The organism is Terrabacter sp. BE26, assembly GCF_041941675.1.
Classification (GTDB): domain Bacteria; phylum Actinomycetota; class Actinomycetes; order Actinomycetales; family Dermatophilaceae; genus Terrabacter.
This window is the reverse complement of sequence record NZ_CP090122.1, coordinates 748,572-770,177: the sequence shown is the minus strand read 5'-3', so window position 1 is coordinate 770,177 and position 21,606 is coordinate 748,572. Positions and strand designations below refer to the sequence as shown.

The window sequence follows — 21,606 nt, the reverse complement described above, 5'->3', positions numbered from 1 at the left end:
GACGGCATACGCGCTCTCGCTGGTCGGGAGACGACGAGCCGCACACGACGAAGGGCCCGACCACGTGGTCGGGCCCTCCGTCAGGCAGTCCGGCGAGGCGTCACACCGACTTGTGGCTCATGCGGCCGTAGACGACGATCAGGATCGCCGCGACGATCGCACCCAGGATCAGCGGGATCCACGCGATGCCGCCCGATGAGTTCGAGTAGCCCAGCTGGCGCACGACGAAGGTCACGATGACGTTGGCGACGATGCCGATGAGGATCGTCATGACCATGGAGATGTTCTGCTTGCCAGGGAGGATGAGTCGACCGAGGGCACCGATGATGGCACCCACGACGATGGCCGCGATGATTGTTCCGATCATGTGAGGCTCCTTCTGGCCGCCGTTGCGGCGACCGATTGGTCCGCAAGGCTGCGGACACTTCATTGCGACGAGATCAATGTCCCACCGCGAGGGGTTGTAGGGGTGGACGTGGGCGGTTGCATTTCCATATGGATCCACCGTCCGGGGCACGAGCGTGGCGAAGCAGGCCCGGGCCGGCGCCCCGGGCTGGCTGCCGGCCCAGCGGAACTCAGCGGGTCTGGCGATTGCCCGTGATCATTCCGTAGCCGACGATCAGCGCCGCGGCCACGACGACACCGATGAGCCCGGAGATCCAGTCGATCCCCTTTGTGTCGCTGACCCCGGTGGCCTTGTAGTAGATGAACGCACCGATGAGTGACCCGATCGCGCCGAGCACCACGGTGAGCAGGACGCCCATGTGCTGCTTGCCGGGCAGCACCAGCCGTGCGAGCGGCCCCACGATCGCACCTGCCACCAGGGCGGCCAGGACGGTTCCGATCATTGTGTGCGCCTCCTCCTTCGTGCCTGCTGCGGGCGACGGCGTGCCGACGGTCCGGCCCGCTCGGTGACCATGTACCCGCATCTCACGTCGCCGCCACACCCCTCCGGGAGGTTTGTCCCCAGACGCGCCGAAGGCCGCCGACCGTGCGGTCGGCGGCCCTCGGGACCGGGGTTCGTCGCTCGGTGTTGACGGAACCCCTTGTATGAGTGATGTTTCGGTATGCCGTCAGTGGGCGCCGAAGCCGACGCCGGCCTTGCGCTCTGCACCCGTCGTCACGTAGCCGATCGACGCGGAGGGGACGATGATGCGGCCGCCCTTGTCGTCGGTCAGCTCGAGGACGTCGGCCCCGAGCGCCGCCTTGACGGCGGCATAGATCTCGTCGCTCGACTGCGTCGTCTCGAAGGTGATCTCGCGTGCCACGTGCTGCACTCCGATGCGGACCTCCACGTCGAACCTGCTTTCTCAGATGTCTGCGTTGTGGGCTGACGCGGTCGACCGCGCCCTGTCGTCACCTTAACCAGCAGGCGTGCTCACGGATTCCCGAGCCGCGCCCTCGCCCGTGCTCTCGCCGCTGGTGTCGCCCCTGCCCTCGCGACCGATGTCGGCGGCCGCGTCGGCGCGCCCCGCGAGCGGGAAGGCCCCGAAGCCGCGCCGGATCAGGGCGGCGGTGATGCGCACGGCGGTCTCCTTCGACAGGGTCGCCTCGTGCGTCAGCCAGTGGCGCGCCGACGTCTGGGCCAGGCTCACGAAGGCCACGCCGACGAGCACGGCCTCCTCCTGGTCCATGGACGTCTCGCTGCGGATGATCTCGGCCATCGCCTCGGCGCAGGTGAGGTCGATCTGGTCGAGCCGCCGGCGAACCTCCGGCTCGTTGGCGAGGTCGGACTCGAAGATGAGCCGGAAGGCCGCACCCTCCTGCCCGACGAAGTCGAAGTACGCGCGCGTCATGGTGTTGATGCGCGCCTTGTTGTCGGCCAGGGCCAGCGCGTCGCGCACGAGCTGCTCGAGCTCGCCGGTGTGCTGGTCGATGAGCGCGAGGTAGAGCTCCAGCTTGCCGGGGAAGTGCTGGTAGAGAACCGGTTTCGAGACCCCGGCCCGCGCCGCGATGTCGTCCATCGCTGCCGCGTGGTAGCCGTTCTCCACGAAGACGCCAAGGGCTGCGTCGAGCAGCTGCGCGCGGCGCTCGGATCGGGGCAGCCGCTGGCCGCGGCCCGGCGGGGTGGTCTCGTCTGCCATGCGGGTCCTCTTCGCGCGTGGCCGCGCAGCTCGTCAGGTCGCCGTCCGTCCCTGCGAACGACCGTGTCCCTCTCACCATACCGAGCAGTACGGTGAGGGCATGTCGACGGAGCCGCTGGTCAGGACCGGTCGAGCGCTGAGCAAGGCCGAGACGACCAGGTACGCCCGCCACGTCCTGCTGCCCGACGTCGGCCGGGACGGGCAGGAGCGCCTGGCCGCAGCGCGGGTCCTCGTCGTCGGCGCCGGGGGCCTCGGCTCGCCTGCGCTGCTCTACCTGGCCGCTGCGGGGGTCGGCACCATCGGTGTCGTCGACGCCGACGTCGTCGACCTCACCAACCTGCACCGGCAGGTGATCCACTCCGACGCCGACATCGGCAGGCCCAAGACAGAGTCAGCCGAGGCCGCCGTGCACCGCGTCAACCCGCACGTGACGGTCGTGCGCCACGACGTCGCGCTGGACTCGGCCAACGCCCTGGAGGTCATCGCCGACTACGACCTCGTCGTCGACGGCACCGACAATTTCCCGACGCGCTACCTCGTCAACGACGCCTGCGCCCTGCTCGGCAAGCCGCACGTCTGGGGCTCGATCCTGCGTTTCGACGGGCAGGTCTCGGTGTGGTGGGCGGGTCGGGGACCCTGCTACCGCTGCGTCTTCCCGGAGCCGCCGCCCCCGGGCTCGGTGCCCAGCTGCGCGGAGGGCGGCGTCCTCGGGGTGCTGTGCGCGGCCATCGGGTCCGTCCAGTCGACCGAGGCGATCAAGCTGCTGCTCGGCATCGGTGAGCCGCTCCTGGGCAGGCTCCTCGTCCACGACGCGCTGCGCCAGACCTGGGACACGCTGACGGTGCGAGCCGACCCGGACTGCCCGGTGTGCGGGACCAGCCCCACGGTCACCGAGCTGGTCGACTATGTCGAGTTCTGCGGCGTGCCCGGGGCCGCCGCCCATGACGAGGGCGACCTGCCCACGGTGACGGTGCTCGAGATGGCGGCCGAGCTGTCCGGGCCGCAGCCGCCGCTCCTGGTCGACGTCCGGGGTGCGGAGGAGCGGGCCATCGCCTCCATCCCCGGCTCCGTCCCGATCCACCTCGATCGGTTCCGTTCCGGCGAGGCCTTCGACGAGCTGCCTTCGGACAGAAGAGTGCTCATCCACTGCAAGGTAGGCGCGCGGTCGGCCGAGGCGACGCGACTGGCGCTCCGGGCGGGGTTCTCGGACGTCGCGAACGTCGCGGGCGGCATACTCGCCTACCTTCGGGAGATCGACCCGAGCCAACCCGAGTACTGAGAGGACACCCGTGCCGCTGGAGGACCATGCCGACCGGGTGCTCGACCTCGTGGCCACCATTCCGGAGGGCCGCGTGCTCGCGTACGGCGACATCGCGAAGCGCCTCGGCGGGATGGGGCCGCGGACGGTCGGGACGGTCATGAGCCGCTACGGCTCGGACGTGCCGTGGTGGCGCGTCATCCGTTCCGACGGGCGCCCACCTCAGGGGCTCGAGGACGAGGCGCTCGAGCACTGGCGCGCCGAGGGGACGCCCATGGTCCGTGGGCTCCTCGACGGGGGGCGCGCCGACATGGCGAGGGCCAGGTGGGACTTCGGGGGTGCCCCGTCGAGTGCCGGCGGAGGCGCAGGAGCGCGCGGGGCGCTGCACCACGTCGAGATCTGGGTCGACGACATCACGGTGGCCGGGCGCGAGTGGGGGTGGCTGCTCGGCCGGCTCGGCTTCCACCTCGGCGACGACTGGGGGCACGGCCAGGCGTGGGAGCTCGGCTCGGTCTACATCGTCCTCGAGGCTGGTCCCGACGTCGTGGCGGGTCGGCACGAACGTCGGCGTGCCGGCCTGAACCACCTGGCCTTCCACGGTGGCTCCCGTGCGGAGGTCGACGCACTCGTCGACGACTGCGCCGAGGGCGGCTGGGCGCTGATGTTCGCCGACCGGCACCCGTATGCCGGCGGCCCGCATCACTACGCCGCCTACCTCGAGAGCAGCGAGGGCTTCGAGGTCGAGGTCGTCGCGTCTGCCTAGCTCCTGTCGGTGGTGCGGCTGGTGCGCCCGGCGTCCGAGGTGCCGGAGACCTCCGAGGCGCGGTCACGGCGGCGGCGGCCCCGAGCGCGAAGGGGCTCGAGCCCGCGCGGGTAGGGCCGGTCCGGGTGGGGCAGCACGTCGTGGACGAGCCTCGGCAGCTGGGCGAGCGGCCGGCCCTGCTGCTGCTCCTTCCACTGCTGGTGCAACCGGGCGCGGTTCTCGAGGTCGAGCTGCGCGAGCACCTGCTCGACCGCGGCCAGGATCGAGCCGCGCAGCAGCCACGACGACGACGTGTCCGCCCGAACGCGCACGAGGATGAGCTCGGTCAGGATGGCCTGGGTCTCCCGCAGGATGTCGAGAGTCTGCGCCAGGGCCGCCTCGGCGTCCTCCTCGCGACCTTCGGACTCCGCGACCACGAGGGCTCCGAACGCGCGCAGGCAGTCGGCGGTGTCCTCCAGCACCACCGCGAACGCCGTGCGCAGCTCGTCGCCGTAGGGGTCCTCCCGTGCGCTCTCGGGCGGCAGCTCGACGCGCAGCACGGTGAAGAGGGCGCGGATGGCGAGCAGGCAGTGCTCGAGGTTGTCGAGCGCCGTCGCGAGCACCGGCTCCACGTCGACCGTGCCCAGCGCGCGGGGGTTGAACCGGCGGCTGTCCTTCAGCTGGCCGATCAGCTCGCTGGCGCGCGCGACCTCGACGGTCCCGGACCGAACCAGGTCGATCCACTCGCCGACCTGCTCCCGGCTGACGGGTCCGGCCCTGAAGGCCCGGGCGGCGACGTCCAGCGCCGACGCCCCGACCTCGACGACGCGCAGGAGGGACCGTCTCGCCGCGTCCGTCGGCATGGCGGGTGGGTAGAGCACGCTGAACGCCACGCCGACGGCGGCGCCGATGAGCGTGTTGACGATCCTCGTCTCGGCCGCCACGTCGTGGTTGCTCACCCCGAGGATGAGCATCGCGCTGATGGGCGTCTCGAGGGCCTGCTCTCCCAGGCGCAGCACCTTCGCCAGCAGGAGCGAGGCGGCGATGGCCGCGCCGAGGCTCCACCACGTGAGGCCGAACCTCGTCGACAGCAGCGTGGCGACGAGGATCCCCACGAGGACCGCCCCCACCCGCACCGCGCCCATCTTGATGGTCGAGAAGGCGGACGCCTGGACGACCAGCAGCGCGGTCAGGGGCCCGGTCAGGTCGAGCGTGCCGCCGGTGACGAGCTGTGAGAGCACGTATGCCAAGACGGCGGCGGTCGTGAGTCGGAACACCGTGGCCAGCGTCGGCTGCAGCCGTGCCGGCACGTCGCGCCAACGCAGGGGATGTCTCGGCCAGGCCCACCTGAGCAGACGACTCCACGGGGTGGGCTCGACGCCCTTCTCTGGTGACATGCGCCGCCCTCGGGTTGCGATGTGGTCAACGGGTCCCGGCGTCCCTCTGCGAACCACCCGCGCCTCTCAAATCGTACGAGGACCTCGGGCCGGGCGCTGTCAGGGGCCCGTGATGGAATCTCGCCGTGGTCATCCTGCGCCGAGCCCCCGCCCCTGCCAAGGTGCAGGTGCGGCTCGACGAACGCCAGCAGGCAGCCATCGACTCCTCGGCTCGCATCCTCCGGGTTCTCGGTGGACCGGGCTCCGGCAAGTCCACCCTCGCGGTCGAGCTCGTCGCCGACGCCGTGCTGAGCCACGGCCTGCGCGCCGACTCGTGCCTGGTCCTGACGTCCAGTCGGCGGGCAGCGGCCGAGCTGCGCCAGCAGGTGACGGCCCGCCTCGGGGGCACGTCCACGGAGTCGCTGGCTCGCACCTGGCAGGCCTTCGGCTTCAGTGTGCTGCGCGCCGAGGCGGCGCTCCGGGGCGAGCCTGCCCCCCGGCTGCTCAACGGTCCCGAGCAGGACGTAATCCTGCGGGACCTCCTGGCCGGGCACGCCTCCGGCGACGTTCCCGGGCCCGCGTGGCCCGAGCAGCTGCACGAGGCCCTCGCCACCCGCGGCTTCCGCAACGAGCTGCGCGACCTGCTGATGCGCGCGGTCGAGCTGGGACAGACGCCCGACGACCTCGCGAGACGTGCCGTCGAGCACGACCGACCGGAGTGGGCGGCCGCCGCGCAGGTGCTGCGCGAGTACGACGAGGTCACCTCGCTCAGCCGGCACGGCTCCTACGACCCCGCCTGGGTGCTCACGGCCGTGGCCGAGCTCCTCGACGACGACCCGTCCGCCCTCGACCGACTGCACGAGGGGATCCGGCTCGTGGTCGTCGACGACGCGCAGGAGCTGACATCGGCCGCCGCTCGGCTGCTGCGGGTCGTCGCCAGGCCCGGAGGGCCGCGTGTCGTGCTGATCGGCGATCCCGACGTGGCGGTGCAGACCTTCCGCGGGGCCGACCCACGATTCCTCGCCGACGGCTGGCACGACCTGGCCGGGGCCGGGCGCGACCCGCGCTTCGTCGGCGGCCTGTTCGACCTGATCGACGACCTCGGAGGCGAGGCCTCGAGCGAGACCCTCGTCCTCGACCGGAGCCACCGCCTGGGGCCTGACCTGGTGGACGTCGCAGACCGCGTGTCGCGACGCATCGGAGCCCTCGGCGGGGGCGAGCAGCGGCGCATGACCCCCGCCGCCGACGCCACCCGTGGCACCGCCGAGGTGGCCCTGCTGCGGTCGGCGGCGCAGGAGACGGCGCACGTCGCGACGCTGCTGCGTCGCGCGCACCTGGTGCAGGGGGTGCCGTGGAGCGACATGGCCGTCATCGTCCGGGGCTCCGCCCGCGCCGACGGCATGCGACGCCTGCTCGCACACGCCGGGGTGCCGGTCGAGGCGGGCTCGGCCGAGACCCCGGTCCGCGACGAGAGCGCGGTCCGTCCGCTCCTGCACCTCCTCGAGGAGAGCATCGCGACGGCCCGTGCCGAGCACCGCGGCGAGGGCCACGTCATCGACCCGGTCCGTGCGTCCGACCTGCTCCTGTCCCCGGTGGGCGGGTCCGACACGGTCGCCCTGAGGCGGCTGCGCCGGCTGCTGCGCCAGGACGAGCTCGCCTCGGGTGGCGGCCGCTCCAGCGACGAGCTCCTCGGCGAGCTGGTCCAGGCGCCGGCACGCGCGGCCCTGCTCGGGTCCACGGCCCGGCCCGCGGCCCGCATCGCGACCGCGCTCGCGGCGGGCGCCGCTGCCGCCGAGGTCGGGGACGACGGCCGCTGGGCGCCGGGCGTCACGGCCGAGTCGGTGCTCTGGGCGATCTGGCAGGGGCTCGGCCTGGCCGAGACCTGGCGCCGGCAGGCCCTCTCCGGTGGCACGTCGGGCGAGCGCGCCGACCGGGACCTCGACGCCGTGCTGGCGCTCTTCGACGCCGCAGGAGCGTTCGTCGACCGCCTGCCGACGGCCGGCCCCGACAAGTTCCTCGAGCACATCCAAGGTCAGGACGTCCCGGGCGACACCCTGCTCGTCGGCGGCCAGTCGGGCGGCCGCGTCGCCCTGCTGACGCCGCAGACGGCGGCCGGGCGCCAGTGGCGCATCGTCGTCGTTGCAGGGGTCCAGGAGGGTGTCTGGCCCGACCTGCGCCTGCGGGGCTCGGTCCTCGGCTCCGAGGACCTCGTCGACGTCGTCGCCCAGCGCCCTCTCGGTTTCCGCGCAGCCCAGGCGGCGGTGCGCTACGACGAGACACGGCTCTTCCTCGTGGCCGTCACCCGCGCCACCGAGCGCCTGCTGGTGACCGCCGTCAGCAACGAGGACGAGCAGCCGTCCGTCTACCTCGACCTCGTCGACCCACCCGCCTCGACCCGCCTCGCCGACGAGGTGCGGCCCTACACCGAGGTCGCGCGCACGATGACGCTGCCCGGACTGGTGGCCGAGCTGCGCCGCGAGGCCGTCAATCCCGACCCGGGCGTCGCCGAGCCGGCCCTCGCCCTGCTCGCGGCAGCCGCCAGAGAGGGTGTGCGCGGCGCCGACCCGGGATCGTGGTGGGCCCTGCGATCGGTCACCAGCGAGCGGCCGGTGCGCCGGCCCGACGAGCCGGTCCCGGTGTCCCCGTCGAAGGTCACCTACTTCGCCGAGTGCGCGATGCGCTGGTTCCTCACCTCGGTCGGCGGTGAGGGGGTCTCCCTCGGTGCTGCGTCCGTCGGCACGTTCGTCCACGACATCGTCGCCGAGCTGCCCGACGCGCCGCTCGAGACCCTGCAGCGGGAGGTCGACGAGCGCTGGGGACGCCTCGGGCTCAAGCCGGGGTGGGCGACCGAGCGCACGCGCAAGGAGGCGCACGACATGGTGGCCCGGTTCACGGCATACCGTGACGCCGCAGAGAGGGACTGGGAGCGCGTCGGCATCGAGACCGACTTCCGCGTCACGGTCGGCCGCGCCGTCGTCGCAGGGCGCGTCGACCGCATCGAGCGCAACGCCGAGGGGCACGTCCGCATCGTCGACCTCAAGACCGGCAAGTCCAAACCCACCCGGGCCGAGCTGGCCGAGCACGGCCAGCTCGGCGCCTACCAGGTCGCGGTCGAGGAGGGCGGCTTCGAGCAGCTCGGTGACCGGAGCGCCGGCGCGGCACTCGTCTTCATCGGCAAGGGCGGCCTGTCCGGGCTGAAGCCGAGCGTCCTGACGCAGGACCCCCTGGCCGGCAGCGCCGACCCCACCTGGGCCCGCACCCTCGTCGAGGAGACCGCCGACGGGATGGGCGCCGCCGAGTTCCGCGCGTCCCAGGGCAAGGCCTGCGAGACGTGCCCAGTCCGCTCCTCGTGTCCCGTCCAGCCGGAAGGCGACGCCCTGTGACCTCCGTCGACACCGACCTCCGCACGTCCGCCGACACGGACGGCACCTCGAGAGCCCGGCACAGCGCGCTCGACATCGCCCGGGCCCTGGAGATGCCGCCGCCCACCGACGAGCAGGCAGCCGTCATCGAGGCAGGTGCCCGGCCGTTGCTCGTCGTCGCGGGCGCCGGCTCCGGCAAGACCGAGACGATGGCCGCGCGCGTCGTCTGGCTGGTGGCCAACGGGTTCGTCGACCCCGACCAGGTGCTCGGGCTGACGTTCACCCGCAAGGCCGCGGCCGAGCTGTCGCAGCGCATCGCCAAGCGCCTGCGGGGCCTCGAGCGGGCCGGCCTCTGGACGCCGCCCGCCGACGACGGCAGCGGCGCCGAGGTCCTCGGCGGCACCCCCACCGTCTCCACCTACCACGCCTATGCCGGCCGGCTGGTCCGGGAGCACGCCCTCCGGGTGGGCATCGAGCCGGAGTTCCGCATCCTCACCGAGGCCGGCGCCTGGCAGCTCGCCGCCGAGGCCGTCTCGCGGTGGGACGGCCCCATGGACGACGTCGTCAAGAGCGAAGCCACCGTGATCCAGGCCGTCATGGCGCTCGCAGGCGAGATGGCCGAGCACGTGCGCACGCCCGGCGAGGTCGTCGAGCACCTCGACGGCGTTCTGGCGCGGTTCGACGCGCTGCCCGACGGCGACGGGCGCGGATCCCTCACGGCAGCTCGCGAGGCCATCGCGGTGCTGCGCGAGCGGCGCACCGTGCTGCCGATCGTCGCGGCGTTCCTCGCCCTCAAGCGCGAGCGCGAGTCACTCGACTTCGCCGACCAGATGGCCATCGCCGCCCGCCTGTCGCGTTCGGTCCCGGCCGTGGCAGAGATGGAGCGGGAGCGATTCCGGGCGGTGCTGCTCGACGAGTTCCAGGACACCTCCGAGGCGCAGCTGGAGCTGTTGCGATCGCTCTTCCACCATCCGGGTGTCGCGCTGACGGCGGTCGGCGACCCCAACCAGTCCATCTACGGCTGGCGCGGCGCGAGCGCCACCACCCTGCTGCGGTTCCCGAGCGAGTTCGCCGACGACGCAGGGCCCGCCGACGTGCTCCCGCTGTCCACGAGCTGGCGCAACGACTCCCTCATCCTCGACGCCGCCAACGCCGTGGCCACACCGCTCGCGACGGAGCACGTGCAGCCGCTCCGTCCACGGCCGGGCGCCGGGGAGGGCGCCATCCAGGTGGCGCGCCTCGAGACCGCCGAGGAGGAGGCCGACCACCTCGCCGGCTGGATCGCCGCCCACTGGTTCAGCCCCAGCGGACGCCGGACCGGCCGCAGCGCCGCCGTGCTGTGCCGTCGCCGGTCCACCTTCCCGCTCGTGCTCGAGGCGCTGCGCCGGCGCCAGCTCCCCGTCGAGGTGGTCGGCCTCGGTGGCCTGCTCGTCACGCCCGAGGTCAGCGACCTCGTGTCGGCGTTGTGGGTCGTGCAGGACCCCACGCGCGGGGACCAGCTGATGCGTCTGCTGACCGGGCCGGTCGTCCGTCTGGGTGCTGCCGACCTCGCCGGCCTCTGGGCGTGGGCGCGCGAGCTGCACTCGCGCCCCGCCCGCGGGTCGGACTCCGGCGATGCACCGGCGGACGTGCAGCCGGCCTCCGGGACGGCGGAGCAGCCGGTGGGCGCCGCGACTCGAGGCTCCGCCGAGACAGTCGAGGTTCCTGAGGCTCCTGAGGCTCAGGAGGCGTCGCCGGAGGCGCAGACCGACCGCCGCGGCTCCGACCTCGCCGCCGACAGCGCCGACACGGCCACGCTCGTCGAGGCCCTGGACGACCTTCCCCGTCCGGGGTGGACCAGCCGCGACGGCGCCACCATCAGCGGCGAGGCGCTGGTCCGCCTGCGCGAGCTCGGCGACGTGGTGCGCCGGCTGCGCCGCCTGACGGCGCTGCCCCTCGTCGACCTCGTCGCCGAGGCCGAGGTGGCGATCGGGCTCGACATCGAGGTGCTGGCTCGCGCCGAGCACACCGCCTCGACCGCCCGCGTCCACCTCGACGCGTTCGCCGACGTCGCCGCCCGCTACGCCACGACCGCCGACCGGCCGACGCTCTCGGGCTTCCTCAGCTGGCTCGATGCGGCCCGCGAGCAGGAGCGGGGCCTCGACGCCGGTCACGTGGAGTCCGATGCCGACGCGGTGCAGGTGCTCACCGTCCACGCGGCCAAGGGGCTCGAGTGGGACGTCGTGGCCGTCCCCACCATGGTCGAGGGCATCTTCCCGGCACACAACGCGACTGCCGTGACGCCGGTCCTCGACAGCGATCCCGTCGACTACGCCTGCTCGGGTGAGGTCAAGGACAAGGGCTGGCTCATCGGCCTCGACTCGCTGCCCTACGACCTGCGTGGCGACCGCGACGGCCTGCCGCACCTGGACTGGCGAGGAGCGCCGGACCGCAAGGCGCTCAGCGTGGCCATCGACGCATTCGTCCTCGACGGTGGACGCCACGCCATTGCCGAGGAGCGTCGCCTGGCCTACGTCGCACTGACCCGCGCCAGATCGGCCATGCTCCTCACGACGCACCTGTGGGGGGCCGCGAAGAAGACGCTGTCGGTCCCCTCGCGCTTCCTCGTCGAGGTCGAGGACGCCCTACCCCAGGCCGTCTCCCGCACCGCGTGGGTGGCTGCGCCCGAACCGGTCGTCGACGACAAGGGCAAGGCGTCGGCGCCCACCAACCCGCATCTGGCCGTCCCCCTCTCGCGTCAGTGGCCGCACGACCCGATGGCCGCCCGTCGAGCGGGGCTGCTCGACGCCCACCGACGGGTCGCCGAGCTGATCGAGTCAGGTCCGCCCCTCCTGCACGGCGACCGGCGAGTGGACGACCTCCGCATCCTCCTCGCCGAACAGGCGGCGCGCCGGTCCCGTGGCGAGCCGGTCGTCGACGTCCCACGACACCTCTCCGCCTCGGCCGTGGTGTCGCTGGCGCGCGACGCAGAGGCCTTCGCCATGGCGTTGCGGCGTCCCATGCCGAGCCCGCCGGCCGCTGCCGCACGCCAGGGCACCGCCTTCCACGCCTGGATCGAGGAGCACTACTCCCGCGCTGCCTTCGTCGACCTGCTCGAGCTGCCCGGCAGTGCCGACGAGGGCGTGGCCGACGACGGCGACCTCGATGCGATGAAGGAGCGCTTCCTCGGGAGCGAGTGGGCCGACCGCATCCCCGACGAGGTCGAGCTGTCCATCGAGACGGTGATCGACGGCATCGCCGTCCGGGGCCGGGTCGACGCCGTCTTCACGCGCGACGACGGCGGCTGGACGGTCGTGGACTGGAAGACCGGGACGCGTCCCAGCGGCCGCGACGCGGCTGTCCGCGCCCTGCAGCTCGGGGCGTATGCCGTCGCGTTCGCTCGCCTGCGGGGCGTCTCCCCGTCCCTCGTCGACGCTGCCTTCTACTACGCACGGGAGGGCGTCACGGTACGTCCTGACCTCCCCGACGAGAAGGCCCTAGTCGACCTTCTACGCACCCTTCCGGAGTAGGACGACGGGCCCACGAAGCCGGGCGCCGGCCCGTCAGCGGTGGTCGCCGGGCTCCTGGTCGTCGGGCCGGCCGACCGGCACGAATCCGGAGGCGCCCTCGTGCAGGTCCAGCACGGCGTCCCCCTGCGGCAGCGCCTCGACCTCGTCGATCTCGAACGTGGACGCGTCGGCACCCGGAGCCACGAGCGGCACCGGCTGGGACTCCTCGGCCGGCCGCGGCTCCTCCTCGGTCGCCGTCCCCGCAGTGCTGCCGGTGCGGTGCTCCGGGGGCGTGTCGGCCGCGCTGGAGGTGGCTGACTCGTCGGTCGTCGTCCAGGCCGTGCTGCCGGTGCGGGGCCCGGGACCCGGGCCGTCCGCCGGGATGGTGGACGGCCCGGTGGAGGGGCCGGGCTGGGCATCCGCTGCGGTCGGCCCCCCGTCGACTGACGAGGTCGTGGAGATGGCCTGGGTGGCGCCGAGCACGGGGAAGGGCACGTGCGGCTGGGTCGCGTCCCAGTCAGGCTCGGGGCTGTGCTCGTCGGACGCCGGGCCGGGCTGCTCGCGCTCCGCCTCGGCGGCGGCCCGCTGTCGACCCTGCTCAGCACGTTCAGCGCGCCTCGCGTCTTCACGGGCGTGCCGGCGGTCCTGCTCCTCGACCCTGCCCTCGAGCGCCCGCAGCTGCTCCGCGGTGCTCTCCACGACCTCTGGCTGGCCCGCCGACAGCGCGCGCAGGAGCCGGCGCAACGGGGTCAGCTCCGCCGCCAGGCGGGCACGACGCACGAGGTGGACGTCCGGTCGCTCGATCCGCGAGTCGGCGTACGCCTCGAGGACCGCGTCGAGGGTCGCCGGCCTCGCAACGCTGGCGAGCTCGGCAAAGTCGTCGGCGGGGTCGCCGACCCGGCTCTCCTCCCACGCGAGCACGCCGCGCACCCGGCCGGTGGAGGCATCGTCCTCGTCCTCGAAGGAGGCGAGGACGTTGTCGCCGGTGAAGGTGCCGTGGACGGCGCTGGGGGCGAACCGCCACAACGACACGTCCTCCAGCGCGTGCTCCCAGCGGGTGAGCAGGCCGGTGGGCACGTGCCCGGTGGCGGCGGCACGATCGAGCTCGGAGAGCTGACGCCGGCGGTGCGCCTCGGCGTCATAGGTGGGGCGGCCTGCCTCCTCGAAGATCACGAGCTCGATGTTGTGGATGTGGGCGAGCGTCCGACCGACTTCGACCGCCAGCGGGCCCGGCTCGAGTCCGGAGAACTGCAGCGGGCGGCCCGGCAGGCGCAGGTAGACGGCGGCCCGTCCCTCCGGCACCGCCGCGTAGCCGCGCACCATGGGGATCGCGACGTCGATCCGGCGACCGAGCAGTCCCGACAGCGCCGAAACGTCGTCCAGCATCGCGCCGGCGGCGGCGGTGCACGGCGCCTTGACGACCCAGCGCCGGTCCTGGCCGTCCTGCACGTAGGCGGTCTCGAAGAGGTCACCCGGCCGGGACGGCACGCCCTGGACACGCACCGGGTCCAGGCCCGGCACGGCCGAGCTCGCCAGGGCGGCGAGGAAGAGCGGGCTGCGGGTCACGCCTCCACCGTAGGCGGAGCGGTGCGAGGAGCGTGGGAGGCGACGCCCGAGCGGCTCGCGTCCTGGCAGCCGCGGCACCGGTCGGCACCGGTCGGCACCGGTCGGCACCGGTCGGCACCGCGGGCCGGCCACCTAGGGTGGGGAGCGTGGTAGTGACCGACGAGCCCCTGGCCGACCTCGCGCTCTCGCGCAGCTCACTCGACAGGGTGGCCCTCGAGCGCCTGCGCCCGGAGGTCCTGGCCGAGCTGCTCGACGACCCGCGCACCCGGGTGGCGGAGATCCGCGGTGACCGCATGCAGGTCGTGGACCCCGGCGACCTGTCAGCGGCGGCACCACCGGAAGCGTCCGGCCGGGACGGGGGCCGGCCACGCCCGGCCGGATCGCTGGGCCTCGTCCTCAGGGCACCGCAGCCCGAGGACCGTGAGCGGCTCGTGCTGCACCTCGGTCGCGACGCAGACGGGACGGCATACGTCGGCGTCGTGTCACCCGAACCGCGGGACGACGCGGCGGAGCCGAACTGGCTCAGCCTCCGCCAGGCGGGGGAGGCGCTCGCCACGCGCGACGCGGGCCTCTTCACGACGGGCCTGGCGCTCGCGAACTGGCACGCCACACACCGGTTCTGCCCTCGCTGTGGTGCGCCCACCGAGCCGACCCAGGGCGGGTGGGTCCGGCGATGTGAGCGCGAGGGGAGCGAGCACTACCCGCGCACCGACCCCGCGGTCATCATGTCTGTCGTCGACCCCGATGACCGGCTGCTGCTCGGTCGCGGTGCGCACTGGCCAGAAGGCCGGTTCTCGGTGCTTGCCGGCTTCGTCGAGCCCGGCGAGTCCTTCGAGGCTGCCGTCGCGCGCGAGGTGGCCGAGGAGGTGGGCATCGCCGTCGACGACGCCCGCTACCTCGGCAACCAGCCGTGGCCGTTCCCGTCGTCGGTGATGATCGGCTTCGCGGCCACGACTCGCCAGACCGAGCTGACGATCGATCCCGTCGAGATGGCCGAGGCCCGCTGGGTGACGCGGGAGGAGTACCGCGACCTGCTACGCGAGGGGACGATCCGCACGCCGAGCGGCATCTCCATCGCCAAGCGCATCATCGAACGCTGGCTCGGGGCCACCGTCGAGTCGGTGACGGGAGGCACGCCACCGCGCTGGTGAGCGGCGCGGGTCGGGGAGCGTCAGCCGGCGAGAGCCGTCAGTCCGCGAGGCGCTGCTTGACCTCGGCGAGCGAGGGGTTCGTCGCGGCACTGCCGTCTGGGAAGACCACGGTCGGCACGGTGCGGTTGCCGCCGTTGACCTCCTCGACGAAGTCGATGTGCTCGGGGCTGTCCTCGAGGTTGATCTCGGTGAAGGGGACGCCCTCGCGGCTCAGCTGGCCCTTGAGCCGGGTGCAGTAGCCGCACCACGACGTCGTGAACATCGTGATCGAGCCCTCGTCGGGGGTGACCTTCGGCATGCCGTTCCTTCTCGCTGTCTGTCGTGCTGACTGTCGTGCTTCTCGTTCAGCGCAGGCGGGCCGCAGATTCTTCCCGCCTGGGGACGGTCGTCCCGCGTGTCGCACCTCGATGCAAGGATGACTCCATGGCCTCCCACGGTGCAAAACGACCTCGGAAGATGGATCTGGAGGTCTACGAAGCCGAGGTCCGTCGCCTGCAGGCCGAGCTCGTGGCCTTCCAGGAGTGGGTCCGCTCCACGGGGCACCGCGTCGTCGTCGTCTTCGAGGGCCGCGACGCCGCCGGCAAGGGCTCGGCGATCAAGCGGATCACCGAGTACCTCAACCCGCGCGTCGTGCGCATTGCAGCCCTGCCCGCACCCACCGACCGAGAGCGCACCCAGTGGTACTTCCAGCGCTATGTCTCGCAGCTGCCGGCCGCCGGTGAGATCGTCCTGTTCGACCGGTCCTGGTACAACCGCGCGGGGGTCGAGCGTGTCATGGGCTTCTGCACCGACGCGCAGTACCACCGGTTCCTCACCCAGGCGCCGGTGCTCGAGCGGATGCTCGTCGACGACGGCATCATCCTGCGCAAGTACTGGTTCAGCGTGTCCGACGTGGAGCAGGAGCGCCGGTTCCGCTCGCGCGCCAAGGACCCGATGCGCCAGTGGAAGCTGTCCCCGATGGACCTCGAGTCGATCACCCGCTGGGAGGACTACTCCGAGGCCAAGGACGTCATGATGGCGGCGACGAGCACGGAGTGGGCGCCGTGGCACGTCGTCGAGTCCGAGGACAAGCGTCGCTCGCGCATCAACGTCATGCACCACCTGCTGACCTCGATCCCGCACGAGCCGATGACGCCCGCCGTGCCCCCGATGCCCGACCGTCCGGCCCCCCGGGGCTACGAACGCCCGCCGCAGCACGAGCAGAACTACGTGCCCGACCACGCCGCAACCCTGCTGGCCACCTCGAAGGGTGATCGCTCCTGAGTGCAGTCCCGTCCGCCGACCAGATCCTCGCGGGTCTCGACCCCGAGCAGCGTGAGGTCGCCATGGCCCCGCCGGGTCCCCTGTGCATCCTCGCCGGTGCCGGCACCGGCAAGACCCGGGCCATCACCCACCGCATCGCGTATGCCGTCCACTCCGGCGCGCAGCAGCCGCAGCGGGTGCTCGCGCTGACCTTCACGGCGCGCGCCGCGGGCGAGATGCGCACCCGGCTGCGCGGGCTGGGCGTCCAGGGCGTGCAGGCGCGCACCTTCCACGCGGCCGCCCTGCGCCAGCTGCACTTCTTCTGGCCCCAGGCCATCGGGGGCGCGGCGCCCGAGGTGATGAGCCACAAGGCGGCGGCCGTCGCCGAGGCGGCGAGCCGGCTGCGCATGCAGTTCGACCGCACGACGGTGCGCGACCTCGCCGCCGAGATCGAGTGGGCCAAGGTCAACCTGCTGACCCCGCAGTCGTATGCGGCCCGCGCCCGCGAGCAGCGCCGTGAGCCCCCGGGGCTCGACCTCACGGCGATGGCCCGGCTCTTCGAGGCCTACGAGGACGTCAAGCAGCGGCGCGGGGTCATCGACTTCGAGGACGTGCTGCTCCTGACCGTCGGCATCCTCGACGAGCGCGAGGACATCGCCCGCACCGTCCGCGGCCAGTACCGCCAGTTCGTCGTCGACGAGTACCAGGACGTCAACGACCTGCAGCAGCGTCTGCTCGACCAGTGGCTCGGCGAGCGCAAGGACCTGACGGTCGTGGGCGACCCGGCCCAGACCATCTACTCCTTCACGGGTGCCAGTCCCCGTCACCTCGTCGGCTTCCCCAAGCGGTTCCCGGAGGCACACGTCGTCCGCCTGGTGCGCAACTACCGCTCCACGCCGCAGATCGTGGGCCTCGCCAACACCATCGTCGCCTCGGGCACCCAGGCGGCTCGCGACGGGGCCGTGCGCCTGCTCGCCCAGGGTGAGCCGGGGCCGGCGCCCGAGCTGACGAGCTACCCCGATGACCCCGCCGAGGCGAGTGCCGTCGCCGAACGCATCCGCCGGCTCGTCGACGGGGGGCACCCGGCCGCCGACATCGCGATCCTCTTCCGCACCAATGCCCAGTCCGAGGCCTTCGAGTCGGCCCTGACCGACGCCGGTGTGCCCTACCTCGTGCGCGGTGGCGAGCGCTTCTTCGCGCGCAAGGAGGTGCGCGACGCGATCCTGCTCCTGCGCGGCGCCGCCCGCAGCGACGACGGCGACAAGCCCCTGGGCGAGATCGCCCGCGACGTCATCACGGGAGCCGGGTGGTCGCACGAACCGCCGTCCGGGGGTGGCGCCACCCGCGAGCGGTGGGAGTCCCTCAGCGCCCTGGCGACCCTCGCCGACGACATCGCGGCTGCCGCGCCCGACGCCCGGCTCCCCGAGCTGGTGGCCGAGCTCGACCGCCGCGCCGCCGAGCAGCACGCGCCCGCCGTGCAGGGTGTGACGCTGGCGAGCCTGCACGCCGCGAAGGGGCTGGAGTGGGACACCGTCTTCCTCGTCGGGGCCTCCGACGGGCTCATGCCGATCTCCATGGCCGAGGGCCCCGACGCCATCGAGGAGGAGCGTCGGCTGCTCTACGTGGGACTCACACGGGCGCGCCGACAGCTGTTCCTCTCCTGGGCCGGCGCTCGCACCCCGGGCGCCCGCGCCACTCGCCGGGTCTCCCGCTTCCTCGGCCCTGCAGCCGACATCCTCGGCCAGGGCGCCCGCACCGAGGCGCGCTCAGGCGGCTCCAAGCGGGCGGCGCCCAAGGTCGCACGCATCGCCCACTGCCGCGGCTGCGGGGTCGAGCTGGCCACCGCCGCCCAGCGCAAGACCGGCCGGTGTGACAGCTGCCCACCCACCTACGACGAGGCGACGTTCGAGAGGCTTCGCACCTGGCGGCTCGCGGTCGCCCGTGAGGCGAGCGTGCCGGCATACGTCGTCTTCACCGACGCGACGCTGACCGCGATCGCCGAGCAGAACCCGCCCGACGAGCGCGCCCTCTCGGGCATCAGCGGGGTCGGAGTCCGCAAGCTCGAGCAGTACGGCGCGCACGTCCTGGCCATCCTTGGCGGAGCCGACCCGCAAGAGCTTCTCGAAAACGGTTCTGCTGCAGTCGAATCCACCGACTTGGACTAAACGACGCAAAGAAGTTACAGAAACTTCGTTAAATCAGTTGTTCGCCCGCGCGGCGCACGCGTAACCTTGACGAAGTCAAGCCCAGCGGTCTCGGTGGCCGGTTGGGGCCCATGAGCAGAAGTGAGGAGGTCGGCCTGATGGACAACACCACGATGACGATGAACGCAGTCTCCTGCGTCCTTTCCGTGCGCCTGCGGCCGACCACCGGCCAGGTCCGTGTTGCGACCGCCGACGCTTCGGTTCAGGGGACTGCTGTGTCCGTCGCCGCCATGGGCGCCCGTGTCGCCGATCTGCGTTCCCCGATCCAGGGAGACGTCTCGGTCGCCGGCCTCACGTACGCCCCCGCCTTCAAGATCCTCGATGTCGTTCGCTCCCGCTCTGGGAGGCCACCGGTCTGACAAGACCCGAAGCCTCACCTCCAGGCCGCGAACCCGACATCACCGGGTCCGCGGCCTTCGTGTTTCTCCGGCACTTCCACCGGCCGAATGCCGCTCCACCGCACAACCGACACCACCAGGAAGCACCCGACGGGGTGCCCGACAGATCAGGGACACAGATGACTCCCCGGATGCCGAGCAGCAGGACCGAGACGCGCACCACCGGTGCAGGGCTTCGGACCAGACCAGACACGAGTGAGCAGGGGCGGCCCATGGACGCCCAGGAGACGGAGGTGAGAACGATGCAGCTGAGCGAGCTTCTCGACCTGAGGGTCGAGGCCGAGCAGGTCGGCGAGACCATTCCCTGCCGGGACTACGACGCAGAGCTCTGGTTCGCCGAGCGGCCCGAGGACGTCGAGTTCGCCAAGACGCTCTGCGGGCTGTGCCCGGCGCGCGTCCAGTGCCTTGCGGGTGCCCTCGAGCGGCAGGAGCCGTGGGGCGTGTGGGGCGGGCAGCTGCTCGTCCAGGGCGCCGTCGTGGCTCGGAAGCGGCCTCGTGGCCGTCCGCGCAAGCACCCCGTGGCTGCCTGAGCCTGCGTGACACCGCATGAACCCGGCAGCAACAACACCACAGCACAAGCCTTTTCACAGATCAGGAGAACGTCATGAACCAGCTCGAGATGCTGGCTCGGGACCGGATCAACCAGCGCAGTCAGCGCCAGGACCGCAGCGGCACCCGTCGCAGCGCCCGGCTGATCGCGCAGGAGATCCGCACCGGTCGGCGCCACAGCCAGAAGTGAACGATCGCGCCACGGAGCGCGTTGCAGGACAACTGAATCGAGTGAGCGAGCCGCGGGTGACGCGCACGTCACCCGCGGTTCCTCATGCCCGGGGCCGTTCGCTCCCCGTGTCAACGGCCCCGGACACGAGGAACCGCGGGAGGTCGGCGTCCGGGCGAGGTGCGCGGCGTCTGCGCGAACCGTCGCCCGCCAGCTGCCCGGGTGGATACTCGAGGTGAAGGGAGGACTCGTGGACGACACCCCTGCCGATGTGCCAATGCCCGACCGGGAGCCCGTCTGCTTCGTGTGCGGCGCAGTCCCACCCGCCGACCAGCGAGCCGCGGCCCGTCTCACCTGGAGTCGCTGCAGGGACGGGGAGCGCACGACGTGGACCTGCGATCGGTGCAGCCGCGTGAACGTCCGATCGATCGAGGGCAAGCTCGACCCGGCCTGGTGGTGACCGGCCCGGCTCAGTCGTGCCAGTCGTCGCCCACCGGCGGCAGGTCGGCGCCGGGGAGCAGCTCGTCGACGATCGCGCGCCCGCGCACGGTGCCCCCGAGCTGGCTCAACACACCGATCCCGCCACCCCACACGCGGTGGATCAGGAGGTACTCGGGCGGCAGGTTGAGCTTGAAGGCGACCGCGTAGTTGGGCTGGCGCGGGTCGTTGATGTGAGCGAACACCCCGCGCAGCCAGTCCCGGCTGAAGGTGAAGGTGTCGTGCCGGAAGGGCGCCATGAACGGCTCGAGGTAGTCGAGCAGACGCTGGGCGTCGAGGTCGATGTTCTCCTTGACGAATCCGATCTCGCGCAGCCCGACGAGGACGTCCTCGGCGCTCCCACCGAGCCCGATGGTGAGCAGCTCGCCGATCTCGGGGGGCATGCCGTCGGGCAGGCGGTTGACGGCCCCGAAATCGATCACCCCGAGCCGGCCCTCGGGAGTGATGCGGAAGTTGCCGGGGTGGGGGTCCGCGTGCAGCAGTCCCGCCTGAGCCGGACCAGCGAGCAGGAAGCGCAGGTAGAGCCGTGAGGCGGTGTCGCGCTGCTCGTCGGTGCCCTCGGCGATGATGCGCGACAGGGGCAGGCCGTCCTGCCACTCCGAGACGATGACATGCTCGCGCGCGTCCACGACGTGGGGGATGGCGAAGTCGACGTCACCCTCGAACGCCGCGGCGAAGGCCGCCTGCGACTCCGCCTCGAGGCGGTAGTCGAGCTCCTCGGCCATCCGGTCGCGCAGCTCGTCGAGGATCGGCCCGAGCTCGATGCCCGGGACCCAGCTGCCGGTCACCTTGGCGACGCGGCTGATCTGCCGGATGTCGCTCATCAGGGCCGCGCCGGCGCCGGGGTACTGGATCTTCACGGCGACCTCGCGGCCGTCCTTCCAGACGGCCCGGTGCACCTGACCGATGGAGGCGGACGCGACCGGCTCGTCGTCGAAGGAGGTGAACTTGGCGCGCCACCGCGTGCCGAGATTGGTGCGCAGCACGCCGTGGACCGAGCTCGTCGGCATCGGGGGCGCGCTGTCCTGCAGCTTGGTCAGCAGGGCGCGGTAGTGGACGGCGAGGTCCTCGGGGAGGGCCGCCTCGAAGATCGAGAGCGCCTGGCCGAACTTCATCGCCCCGCCCTTGAGCTCGCCGAGCACCTGGAAGAGCTGCTGGGCGGTGCGGGCCTGCAGCTCGGCGGCCACGATCTCGGCCGGGCGGCCGCCGAGGCGCTTGCCGAGACCGAGCGCGGTGCGACCGGCGAAGCCCAGCGGCACCGAAGCGAGCTTGGCCGAACGCACGACGGCCTTGCGTGGCAGGTCGGTCACGGCGCACCTCCTCGGGAGTGTCGGTCTCGTGCGGGCCGGTGGCCGGACATCACCCGCGGACGGTGGGTCACACCGTTGGGGGCGCGGCCCACCGACGACTCTATGTCTACCCGAGGGTGAAGCTGCGTCGGCCCTTCTGTCCAGCGGTATGCGGCGGTCTGCGGCGGTATGCGGCACGTGCTGGCGGCAGGGGCCCCTTCGGCCCGGCA

At 72.6% G+C, this 21,606-nt stretch carries 18 protein-coding genes; 10 read left to right on the top strand and 8 right to left on the bottom strand.

Translation table 11 applies throughout. The annotated features are described in order from the left end of the window. Positions 1–100: 100 nt before the first annotated feature. The 4 genes from LQK93_RS03585 to LQK93_RS03570 all read right to left on the bottom strand — a co-directional run bounded on the left by LQK93_RS03585 (position 101) and on the right by LQK93_RS03570 (position 2,084). Positions 101–367 (bottom strand): GlsB/YeaQ/YmgE family stress response membrane protein, encoded by a 267-nt coding sequence (locus tag LQK93_RS03585; RefSeq protein ID WP_374970202.1) that lies wholly within the window; start codon positions 365–367, stop codon positions 101–103. 208 nt (positions 368–575) lie between these two features. Further along, a complete protein-coding gene (locus LQK93_RS03580) occupies positions 576–848 on the bottom strand; it encodes a GlsB/YeaQ/YmgE family stress response membrane protein (RefSeq protein ID WP_343991962.1) in 273 nt (90 codons plus the stop codon). Positions 849–1,073: 225 nt separating this feature from the next. After that, positions 1,074–1,295, bottom strand: coding sequence for a DUF3107 domain-containing protein (locus LQK93_RS03575; protein ID WP_374970201.1), 222 nt, complete (start codon positions 1,293–1,295; stop codon positions 1,074–1,076). Between the two features lie 66 nt (positions 1,296–1,361). Then, on the bottom strand, positions 1,362–2,084 hold the full coding sequence (locus tag LQK93_RS03570) for a TetR/AcrR family transcriptional regulator (protein ID WP_374970200.1): 723 nt from the start codon (positions 2,082–2,084) through the stop codon (positions 1,362–1,364). A 100-nt stretch (positions 2,085–2,184) separates the two neighbouring features. Here LQK93_RS03570 and moeB point away from each other — a divergent pair, with 100 nt between their 5' ends. Together moeB and LQK93_RS03560 are read left to right on the top strand one after the other, a co-directional pair. Beyond that, positions 2,185–3,363, top strand: coding sequence for a molybdopterin-synthase adenylyltransferase MoeB (moeB, locus tag LQK93_RS03565; protein ID WP_374970199.1), 1,179 nt, complete (start codon positions 2,185–2,187; stop codon positions 3,361–3,363). Between the two features lie 10 nt (positions 3,364–3,373). Next, the gene (locus tag LQK93_RS03560; protein WP_374970198.1) at positions 3,374–4,105 is read left to right on the top strand and encodes an MGMT family protein; all 732 of its coding nucleotides are present in this window, start codon (positions 3,374–3,376) and stop codon (positions 4,103–4,105) included. On the opposite strand, the gene LQK93_RS03555 is transcribed toward LQK93_RS03560, so the two are convergent. After that, complete coding sequence (locus tag LQK93_RS03555) at positions 4,102–5,361, bottom strand: aromatic acid exporter family protein (protein ID WP_374970197.1); 1,260 nt, start codon at positions 5,359–5,361, stop codon at positions 4,102–4,104. The two genes, LQK93_RS03560 and LQK93_RS03555, sit on opposite strands and share 4 nt — an antisense overlap. A 245-nt stretch (positions 5,362–5,606) precedes the next feature. Here LQK93_RS03555 and LQK93_RS03550 point away from each other — a divergent pair, with 245 nt between their 5' ends. Together LQK93_RS03550 and LQK93_RS03545 are read left to right on the top strand one after the other, a co-directional pair. Then, positions 5,607–8,843, top strand: coding sequence for an ATP-dependent helicase (locus LQK93_RS03550; RefSeq protein WP_374970196.1), 3,237 nt, complete (start codon positions 5,607–5,609; stop codon positions 8,841–8,843). After that, a complete protein-coding gene (locus LQK93_RS03545; protein WP_374970195.1) occupies positions 8,840–12,331 on the top strand; it encodes an ATP-dependent helicase in 3,492 nt (1,163 codons plus the stop codon). Before LQK93_RS03550 ends, LQK93_RS03545 begins: the two co-directional genes overlap by 4 nt. A 33-nt stretch (positions 12,332–12,364) precedes the next feature. Here the strand turns inward: LQK93_RS03545 and LQK93_RS03540 are convergent, their stop codons facing one another. After that, on the bottom strand, positions 12,365–13,876 hold the full coding sequence (locus LQK93_RS03540) for a phosphotransferase (RefSeq protein ID WP_374970194.1): 1,512 nt from the start codon (positions 13,874–13,876) through the stop codon (positions 12,365–12,367). A 146-nt stretch (positions 13,877–14,022) separates the two neighbouring features. Between LQK93_RS03540 and nudC the strand changes: the two genes are divergently transcribed. Next, positions 14,023–15,027 carry an NAD(+) diphosphatase gene (nudC, locus tag LQK93_RS03535; protein WP_374970193.1) on the top strand — a complete coding sequence of 335 codons (1,005 nt, stop codon included), beginning with the start codon at positions 14,023–14,025 and terminating at the stop codon, positions 15,025–15,027. Between the two features lie 37 nt (positions 15,028–15,064). Here the strand turns inward: nudC and LQK93_RS03530 are convergent, their stop codons facing one another. Continuing rightward, entirely contained in the window at positions 15,065–15,325 is a 261-nt protein-coding gene (locus tag LQK93_RS03530; protein ID WP_374970192.1) for a mycoredoxin, read from the bottom strand. Positions 15,326–15,483: 158 nt separating this feature from the next. Here LQK93_RS03530 and ppk2 point away from each other — a divergent pair, with 158 nt between their 5' ends. From ppk2 to LQK93_RS03505, 5 genes are all read left to right on the top strand, one after another. Then, positions 15,484–16,290: a polyphosphate kinase 2 gene (gene ppk2 / locus LQK93_RS03525; protein ID WP_374970191.1), complete on the top strand. Its 807-nt coding sequence runs from the start codon at positions 15,484–15,486 to the stop codon at positions 16,288–16,290. A 23-nt stretch (positions 16,291–16,313) separates the two neighbouring features. Continuing rightward, complete coding sequence (locus LQK93_RS03520) at positions 16,314–18,434, top strand: ATP-dependent DNA helicase UvrD2 (protein WP_374971443.1); 2,121 nt, start codon at positions 16,314–16,316, stop codon at positions 18,432–18,434. Positions 18,435–18,544: 110 nt separating this feature from the next. After that, positions 18,545–18,832: a hypothetical protein gene (locus LQK93_RS03515; RefSeq protein WP_374970190.1), complete on the top strand. Its 288-nt coding sequence runs from the start codon at positions 18,545–18,547 to the stop codon at positions 18,830–18,832. Positions 18,833–19,113: 281 nt separating this feature from the next. Beyond that, positions 19,114–19,401, top strand: coding sequence for a WhiB family transcriptional regulator (locus tag LQK93_RS03510; RefSeq protein WP_374971442.1), 288 nt, complete (start codon positions 19,114–19,116; stop codon positions 19,399–19,401). A gap of 74 nt (positions 19,402–19,475) precedes the next feature. Next, positions 19,476–19,610: a hypothetical protein gene (locus tag LQK93_RS03505; RefSeq protein WP_374970189.1), complete on the top strand. Its 135-nt coding sequence runs from the start codon at positions 19,476–19,478 to the stop codon at positions 19,608–19,610. A gap of 449 nt (positions 19,611–20,059) precedes the next feature. Here the strand turns inward: LQK93_RS03505 and LQK93_RS03500 are convergent, their stop codons facing one another. After that, a complete protein-coding gene (locus tag LQK93_RS03500; protein ID WP_374970188.1) occupies positions 20,060–21,397 on the bottom strand; it encodes an ABC1 kinase family protein in 1,338 nt (445 codons plus the stop codon). Between the last annotated feature and the right edge of the window lie 209 nt (positions 21,398–21,606).